5 protein-coding genes are annotated in these 7,629 nt (G+C 68.5%); 4 read left to right on the forward strand and 1 reads right to left on the reverse strand.

From position 1 onward, the window contains the following. The first annotated feature begins 410 nt into the window (after positions 1–410). The 4 genes from G6R24_RS16045 (at position 411) to G6R24_RS16060 (ending at position 7,030) form a co-directional block, all read left to right on the forward strand. Complete coding sequence (locus G6R24_RS16045) at positions 411–1,934, forward strand: catalase (RefSeq protein WP_163550052.1); 1,524 nt, start codon at positions 411–413, stop codon at positions 1,932–1,934. A gap of 1,050 nt (positions 1,935–2,984) precedes the next feature. Next, a complete protein-coding gene (locus tag G6R24_RS16050; protein WP_163550053.1) occupies positions 2,985–4,277 on the forward strand; it encodes an ABC transporter substrate-binding protein in 1,293 nt (430 codons plus the stop codon). A 375-nt stretch (positions 4,278–4,652) separates the two neighbouring features. Next, the gene (locus G6R24_RS16055; protein ID WP_163550054.1) at positions 4,653–5,495 is read left to right on the forward strand and encodes a mycofactocin-coupled SDR family oxidoreductase; all 843 of its coding nucleotides are present in this window, start codon (positions 4,653–4,655) and stop codon (positions 5,493–5,495) included. 47 nt (positions 5,496–5,542) lie between these two features. Beyond that, the gene (locus tag G6R24_RS16060) at positions 5,543–7,030 is read left to right on the forward strand and encodes a class I adenylate-forming enzyme family protein (protein WP_225438603.1); all 1,488 of its coding nucleotides are present in this window, start codon (positions 5,543–5,545) and stop codon (positions 7,028–7,030) included. Between the two features lie 87 nt (positions 7,031–7,117). Here the strand turns inward: G6R24_RS16060 and G6R24_RS16065 are convergent, their stop codons facing one another. Next, positions 7,118–7,540: a TOBE domain-containing protein gene (locus G6R24_RS16065; RefSeq protein WP_163550055.1), complete on the reverse strand. Its 423-nt coding sequence runs from the start codon at positions 7,538–7,540 to the stop codon at positions 7,118–7,120. Between the last annotated feature and the right edge of the window lie 89 nt (positions 7,541–7,629).

The raw sequence follows: 7,629 nt of genomic DNA on the forward strand, positions 1-7,629 counted from the left end.
GCCCCTGGATGCCCGCAACCAGCTAACCCACGATCAAAGCGATACCTGACCAGTTACGCTCTTCCTTCCGTCAGGTGTATCGCCCAGGTTGTATGTGGCTTGCAGGTGCACGTGCATAATGGCGGGCGCTGCCTGTCCTGAAGCGCGATTGCGCTCCCTGACGCAACCGCTTTCACTGCGGCGTCGCTGGGTGTCTGGCGGTCGTGCCGCTTCTGGGCGAGGAGAAGGACGGACGCGAACCGATCACATCCGGCGTCTGTGCGCTGTGGATCTGGCGGAGGCGGTGCTCGGGGGAGCCGGTCCGGGTTGGAGTGTGTGTGCGGGCCGAGGGTGGGTACGCGGAGGTCTAGGGAGCAGGGGCACAGGGTCGACCTGGGAAGTGTGGATGACAGCAGGATGAGGAGTGCACGGTGACCATCAGGGAGCGTCGTCCGACGACCACAGACGCGGGGATCCCCGTTGCCAGCGACGAGCACTCGCTGAGCGTCGGGCCAGACGGGCCGTTGCTGCTGCAGGATCATTATCTGATCGAGCAGATGGCGAACTTCAACCGGGAGCGGATCCCGGAGCGCCAGCCGCATGCCAAGGGGGGCGGGGCGTTCGGTTCGTTCGAGGTGACGGCGGACGTGAGTCCGTTCACCCGAGCCGCCGTGTTCCAGCCCGGGGCGAAGACCGATGTGCTGATCCGGTTCTCCACGGTGGCGGGGGAGCGCGGCAGCCCCGACACGTGGCGGGACCCGCGTGGTTTCGCGGTGAAGTTCTACACGTCCGAGGGCAATCTGGACATCGTCGGCAACAACACGCCGGTTTTCTTCATCAAGGACCCGATGAAGTTCCAGCACTTCATCCGGTCGCAGAAGCGCCGCAGCGACAACAACCTGCGTGACCACGACATGCAGTGGGATTTCTGGACGCTCTCACCGGAATCCGCCCACCAGGTCACCTGGCTGATGGGGGACCGCGGTATCCCGCGGACCTGGCGGCACATGAACGGCTACTCCAGCCACACCTACATGTGGATCAACGCCGCCGGTGAGCGGTTCTGGGTGAAGTACCACTTCAAGACCGATCAGGGCATCGAGACCTTCACCCAGGACGAGGCCGACCAGATGGCCTCGATCGACACCGACTACCACCAGCGTGACCTGTACGAGCACATCCGCGACGGCGAGTTCCCGAGCTGGACGCTCAGGATGCAGATCCTGCCGTTCGAGGACGCGAAGACCTACCGGATCAACCCGTTCGACCTGACGAAGGTCTGGCCGCATGCGGACTATCCGCTGCGCGAGGTCGGCCGGCTCACCCTCGACCGCAACGTCACCGATTACCACACCGAGATGGAGCAGGCCGCGTTCGAACCGAACAACATCGTGGCCGGCACCGGTCTGTCGCCGGACAAGATGCTGCTCGCCCGCGGCTTCAGCTACTCCGACGCCCACCGGCACCGTCTTGGCGTGAACTACAAGCAGATCCCGGTGAACTCGGCGAAGGTGCCCGTCCACAGCTACTCGAAGGACGGCGCGATGCGGGTGCGGAACGTCTCCGACCCGGTGTACGCGCCGAACTCCTACGGCGGCCCGGCCGCCCGGCCGGAACTCACCGACGACGGTGGGCTGTGGTACGCCGATGGTGAGATGGTCCGCGCCGCCTACACCCAGCGTCCGGATGACGACGACTGGTCGCAGGCCGGCACGCTGGTGCGGGAGGTGCTCGACGAGGCGGCGCGCGCCCGGCTGGTCGAGAACATCGTCGGTCATCTGCTCAACGGGGTGAGCGAGCCGATCCTGCACCGGGCGTTCGAGTACTGGCGCAACGTCGACAAGGACCTCGGCGACCACGTCGAGGAGGGTGTCCGCGCCAAGCAGTCCGAGCTCGACCCGAAGGCGGCAAAGCAGGCCAACCCGGCCCGCTCCAGCGCCCAGGCCAAGGCCTGAGCCGCTCCAGCCGCCCAAACCCAAGGGCCTGAGCGGCTGACAGCCTGACGGCCCTGACGGCCCTGACGCCGAGGATCCCGGGAGCACGCGGGCACGATTCGTCCGCGCGCTCCCGGGCGGCGAGGGTCGGTATCCGAACAGGATCTCCCTCCTGCGGACCCGTGGGGTCGGCAGCGCCCAGGTGATCGCCCGCCCGATGACGACACTCTCGGCCAGGGCCGGTCGCCGAGAGGACGCCTGCCGCCGACCCCCGCGCGAGCGCGCCAGCGCGGCCAGGCCACGCACCGACCTCGGTGGGAACGATCCTGCCCCCGCGTGCTCGACACTCCACATATCCGACACCTGGCCTGGCGCTGTCCTGCGCGTGAGCTTCCCGGGCGGCAAGGTTGCTCTGTGTGAAGAGCGCGTGCCGTGTCGTAGAGGTGTGGACGTCCCGGTGGGCGGGATTCGTCCGGCGGCGAGTCTCTTGCGAACTTCACTTGCGAACGGCGTTAAGTTAGGCAATAGTCTGGCACATCGCATGGAGGTGGGCGTCACACCAGGCGCCCCACGTCGACGGGGGGCGCCTGCACCATGGGCAGGCCCGCGCTCCGCTCCCGGACCCGGGCATGTCGATCGACGGAACCGTTCTGACCGCGGCGGCTCGCATGCGGTGTGCGGAGAGGGGCGCATGCGCATGACCTGGGGCGACTCCGGATAGTTCACATCTTCCGCCCGGCCGGAACAGGCCGGGGCGTCATCAGCCCCGACGGCCGGCGCGGTGGCCACGGGTGCGGTCGTGCCGGTGGCTCGCGGGTCGCTGGCTCAGGGCTCGTCCCACACCGGTACTGCCCTGGCGGGCCGCCATGAGCGGTGCGTCGACGGTGGGATATCCGCCGTTCCTGACGCAGGCCTGCGCGATCACGGGTCACGGGGCGAACCGCACGGAGCCTGCGGCCGCCCATGGCCCGCTGAAGTTACTCCAAGTAATTTTTTGTCGCTTTTTGTAGTTCCACTCTGGGCGCGCCATGGGAGCGCGGCCCGGGACGACACCACGGAGGTACACCAGATATGCAGCGGGAAACGTCCGGGGTGGGCGGGTGGCGTAGCCGCTCGGTCCGCTCCACGAGCCTTGCGGCGGTGTCGACGCTCAGCGCGCTCGTCCTGCTCGCCGCCGGCTGTGGCAGCAGTGGCAGTGACGACACGAGCAACGCGTCGGGTTCGAGTGGGACGTCGACCGCCAACGCGGCGACGGTGTTAGGCCCGGTGAACAAGGCCGCTGGTGCTCCGGTCAAGATCGGCCTGATCTCGGATGGCAAGGGGCCGTCCTCGGACACGTCGATCGAGGGGCCCGCCACCGAAGCCACGGTGAAGTACCTCAACGAGCACAAGGGCGGCATCGCCGGCCGGCCGATCCAGCTCGTCACGTGCGAGACGCAGAACGACGCGGCCAAGGCCACCGACTGCGGTAACCGGATGGTCGAGGAGAAGGTGGCGGCCGTCGTCGTCGGGCAGTCGTCGGTCGCCGACGCGGCCTGGCAGCCCGTGCACGCCGCGCACGTCCCCTTCTTCGTCTATGCGGCGAACACCGCGTCGCTGCTGACGGACCCGACCTCGACCTTCTCGCTCGGCGACCCGACCGCGCAGGTGCGCGCGGCCGTGGACCTCGCCAAGTCGAACGGTCTGAAGAAGGTCACGGCGATCGTCATCGACGTGCCGCCGGCGCTCGGGTCGTTCAAGGCCGACGGGCCGAAGATCGCCAGTGAGGCCGGGGTCCAGCTCACCCTGCTGCCCGTCCCGCTGGGCACCGCGGACATGTCCCCGCAGCTGCAGAAGCTCGCCGGAAGCGACTCCGCCGCGTTCATCCTGGGCAGCGAGGGATTCTGCATCGCCGGGTTCAACGGGCTGCGCACGGTCGGCTTCACCGGGCCGATCGGGGCCATCGGGATCTGCGCCTCCGACGCGATCCGCAAGGCGGTCACCGGTGGGCTGAAGGGCACGTCGATCGTCGGCACCGTGCCGTTCGGGACGGACAACCCCTCGACTCGGCTCTACGACGCGGTCCTCAGCACGTACGGCAAGTCGGTCGACCCGAACTCGGTGACCGGCCTGAGCATGTTCATGACCTTCTCCGGTTTCCAGACGGCGGTCGCGGGCCTCAAGGGCGACGTCACTCCCGCCACGGTCACCTCCGCGATCAGGAGCATGCCGGAGTCGGAGCTGCCCGGTAGCGGCGGTCAGAAGTTCCAGTGCAGCGGCAAGCTCGAGCCGAAGTACCCGGCGGTCTGCGTGCGTGGTGCCCTGACCACCAAGCTTGACGACAAGGGCAAGCCGACCGACTACAAGGTGCTCGCCACCTCCTGACCGTGGGCCGCCGACCTCGGCGGCTGACGGCCAGTGTCACAGGCAGTAGGGGCGGAAGGTCGGCGGGCGTCACTGCCGACCTTCCGCCCCGTGCGTGTGGGGATACCAAGGAACGTCAGGAAAAGTTGCCCGCCAAAATGTGATCTGAAATTATTCTCGCGAACCACCTGTACGTGATTGACAGTAGTTGACGTAGCACCCTGGGTGGGATGGTAACGCGAGGCGCGCCGATCAGTTGCGCAGCGCGTCTGCCCTTCGCCCTCGCGGGCCTCTGGCGGGGCTGTGCGGCGGCGGCCCTGTCGAGGCGACGTGCAGGCAATCCTGTCCGGGCACTGTCTGTGCCCAAGGGCCGTATGGCAAGGAAGGCGCGTGCACATGTCGAGGGATGGCCGGCTGGCAGGAAAGGTCGTTTACATCACGGGGGCCGCTCGCGGCCAGGGCCGGTCGCATGCGGTGACGCTGGCGCGGGCTGGGGCGGACATCGTGGCGATCGACCTCGCCGCCCAGATCGACAGCATCAAGTACAAGCTCGCGTCCAAGGAGGATCTGGACGAGACGGTCGCGCTGGTCGAGGCCGAGGGCGGGCGCTGCCTGCCGATCGTCGCCGACGTGCGGGACATCGACGCCCTCGACCGCGCGGCCAAGCAGACGATCGCCGAGTTCGGCCGGCTCGACATCGTGCTCGCCAACGCCGGCATCATGCACATCTCCACGGCGGACGAGTCGCTCGAGACCGCCTCGCACAACTGGGGTGACGCGGTCGGCGTCATGCTGACCGGGGTGTTCAACACGATCCGGGTCACCTACCCGCTGATGATCGAGGCGGGTAACGGCGGTTCGATCGTCGTCACCAGCTCCACCGCCGGCCTGTCCGGCATGCTCGACGGCACCGGCGGCATCGCCGGCTACAACGCCGCCAAGCACGGCGTCGTCGGCCTGGTCCGCGGCTACGCGAAGTACCTGGGCAAGCACAGCATCCGGGTCAACTCGGTGCACCCGATGGGCGTGGCCACCCCGATGGTCATCAACTCCGAGTTCGAGGAGTTCTACAACAGCGGCGAGAACGCCACGGTCGTGTCGATCTCCCCCCGGCTGCTGCCGATCAACATCCTGCAGTCGCAGGACGTGAGCAACGCGATCGCCTGGCTCGTCTCCGACGACGCCCGCGCCGTCACCGGGATCACCCTGCCGGTCGACGCCGGTGTCACCACTCCCTGACTCGTCCCACAGATCTGATCGTCTGAACACATGTGGAGGACGTGACAGTGACCGTCGACCAAGGGAGCGCGTCAGCCGACGCCCCGCTGTCGCTGCCGGCGAAGCTGCGGCAGCTCGCCGCCGAGCGGCCGGATGACATCGGGCTGCGGTTCATCGCCCTGGACGGTAGTGAGCCCGCGTTCAGCTATGCCGAGCTGAACCGGCGCTCGTCCCAGCTCGCCGCCGCGCTCGCCGAACGGGGCGTGGTCACCGGCGATGTGGTCGCACTCGGGCTGCGCAACTCCCCGCAGCTGGTGCTGGCGGCGCTGGCGACCTGGAAGCTCGGTGCCACCCCGGTACCGGTGCGCTGGGATGTACCCGACTGGGAACTCGAGCGGGTCAAGGAAGCGATCAACGGACGGGTGTTCCTCGGTGCGGCCGATCTCGGCTGGATCGACGAGACCGAGAACGCCCCGGTACCGGACCTGCCCGACCAGGTCTCCCCACGGGTGCAGGGCATCTGCAGCAGCGGTTCGACCGGCAATCCGAAGATCATCGTCATGGAGCGGCCCGCGGTCTACCGCGAGGTGGTGACCACGCCGTTCATCGCGGCGTGGGGGGTCGCCGTGCCACGGCCGGAGACGATCCTCGTGCCGGCGCCGATGTACCACGCCAACGGTTTCGCGCCCCTGCAGCACCTGTTCGCCGGCGACCAGCTGGTGGTGCTGGAGAAGTTCGACGCGGCCCGGGTCGTCGACGTCATCGAGCGCTACCGCGTCTCGACGTTCACCGCGACGCCGACGATGCTGCAGCGGATCGCCGCGCTGCCCGACATCGACGACCGTGACCTGACCAGCATCCAGTGGATCATCCAGGGTGCGGCGCTCATGCCGCGCACGCTCATGCACCGGTGGATCGGGCTGATCGGGCCCGAGAAGATCGTCTCGATCTACGGGATGACGGAGGCACTCGGCCTCACCGCGCTGCGCGGCGACGAGTGGCTCGAGCACCAGGGCAGCGTCGGACGGGGTCTCGGCGACACCGAGATGCGCGTGCTGGGGCCGGACGGCGAGGTGCTGCCGCTCGGCGAGATCGGCGACATCTACCTGCGTAGTGCCACATCCCCCGCCTACACCTATGTCGGCGACGCACCGCGCCTGCCCAGCACGCCGGACGGCTTCGCCAGCGCCGGTGACCTCGGCTACCTCGACGCCGACGGCTACCTCTACCTGGTCGACCGTCGGGTCGACATGATCGTCACCGGTGGGGCGAACGTGTTCCCCGCCGAGGTGGAAGCCGCGATCATCGACCATCCCGGCGTCTCGGACGTGGTGGTCGTCGGCCTGCGCGACGAAAGCTGGGGCCGTCGCGTCCACGCGATCATCGCGCCGACCGACGCGGCCGCCCCGCCGACCAGCGAGGAGATCCGCACCTTCACCAGGAGCCGTCTCGCCGCCTACAAGGTGCCGAAGACGGTCGAGGTGGTCGACGCGATCCCCCGCAGCGAGGCGACCAAGGTCAACCGCGGTGCCCTCGTGAAGGCCCGCGGCGGCTGATCAGCGCCCCGCCCACCGGCAGGCGGAGACCCGGTGGGCGGGGGCGGCTGTCGGCCGCCGCGGATCGCTGTCGGCTTGGGCGTCGTCTCAGACGGCGCTCAGGGCGACAGCGGTGGACTTGACCAGCGCGGTCACCGCGGAACCGGCGGCGAGCTGAAGGTCGAGCACCGAGGCCAGCGTGATCGCCGAGGTGAGTTCGCCGCCGCCGTCGAGGGTGACCCGCGCGACCGACATGGCGTTGCCCGACTCGACGCTCGCCACCGTGCCGCGCAGCTGGTTGCGGATGCTCAGCCCCGACACGTCCCCGGTGGCCAGGGCCACCTCGTTGGACTTCACCAGCACCTCGACCGGTGCGCCGGGCTTGAGTCCGAGGTCCTGCACGGCCGCGCCCGTGACCGCCGCGGTGACCGTCTGACCGCCGGCGAGCGTGACGGTCACGGTGCTCATCACCGCCCCTTCGGTGATGTCGGCGACGGTGCCGGGCAGCTGGTTACGGATGCTCAGGCTCATTGTGATGCTCCATTCCCTGGTTTCTCGTGCGGGCCTGAACAGGTCATACCCCAAACGGGCGTCGACTTCACGAGGTCGAACCCGAAATG

The organism is Candidatus Frankia nodulisporulans (assembly GCF_902806475.1).
GTDB classification, from domain to species: Bacteria; Actinomycetota; Actinomycetes; order Frankiales; family Frankiaceae; genus Frankia; species Frankia umida.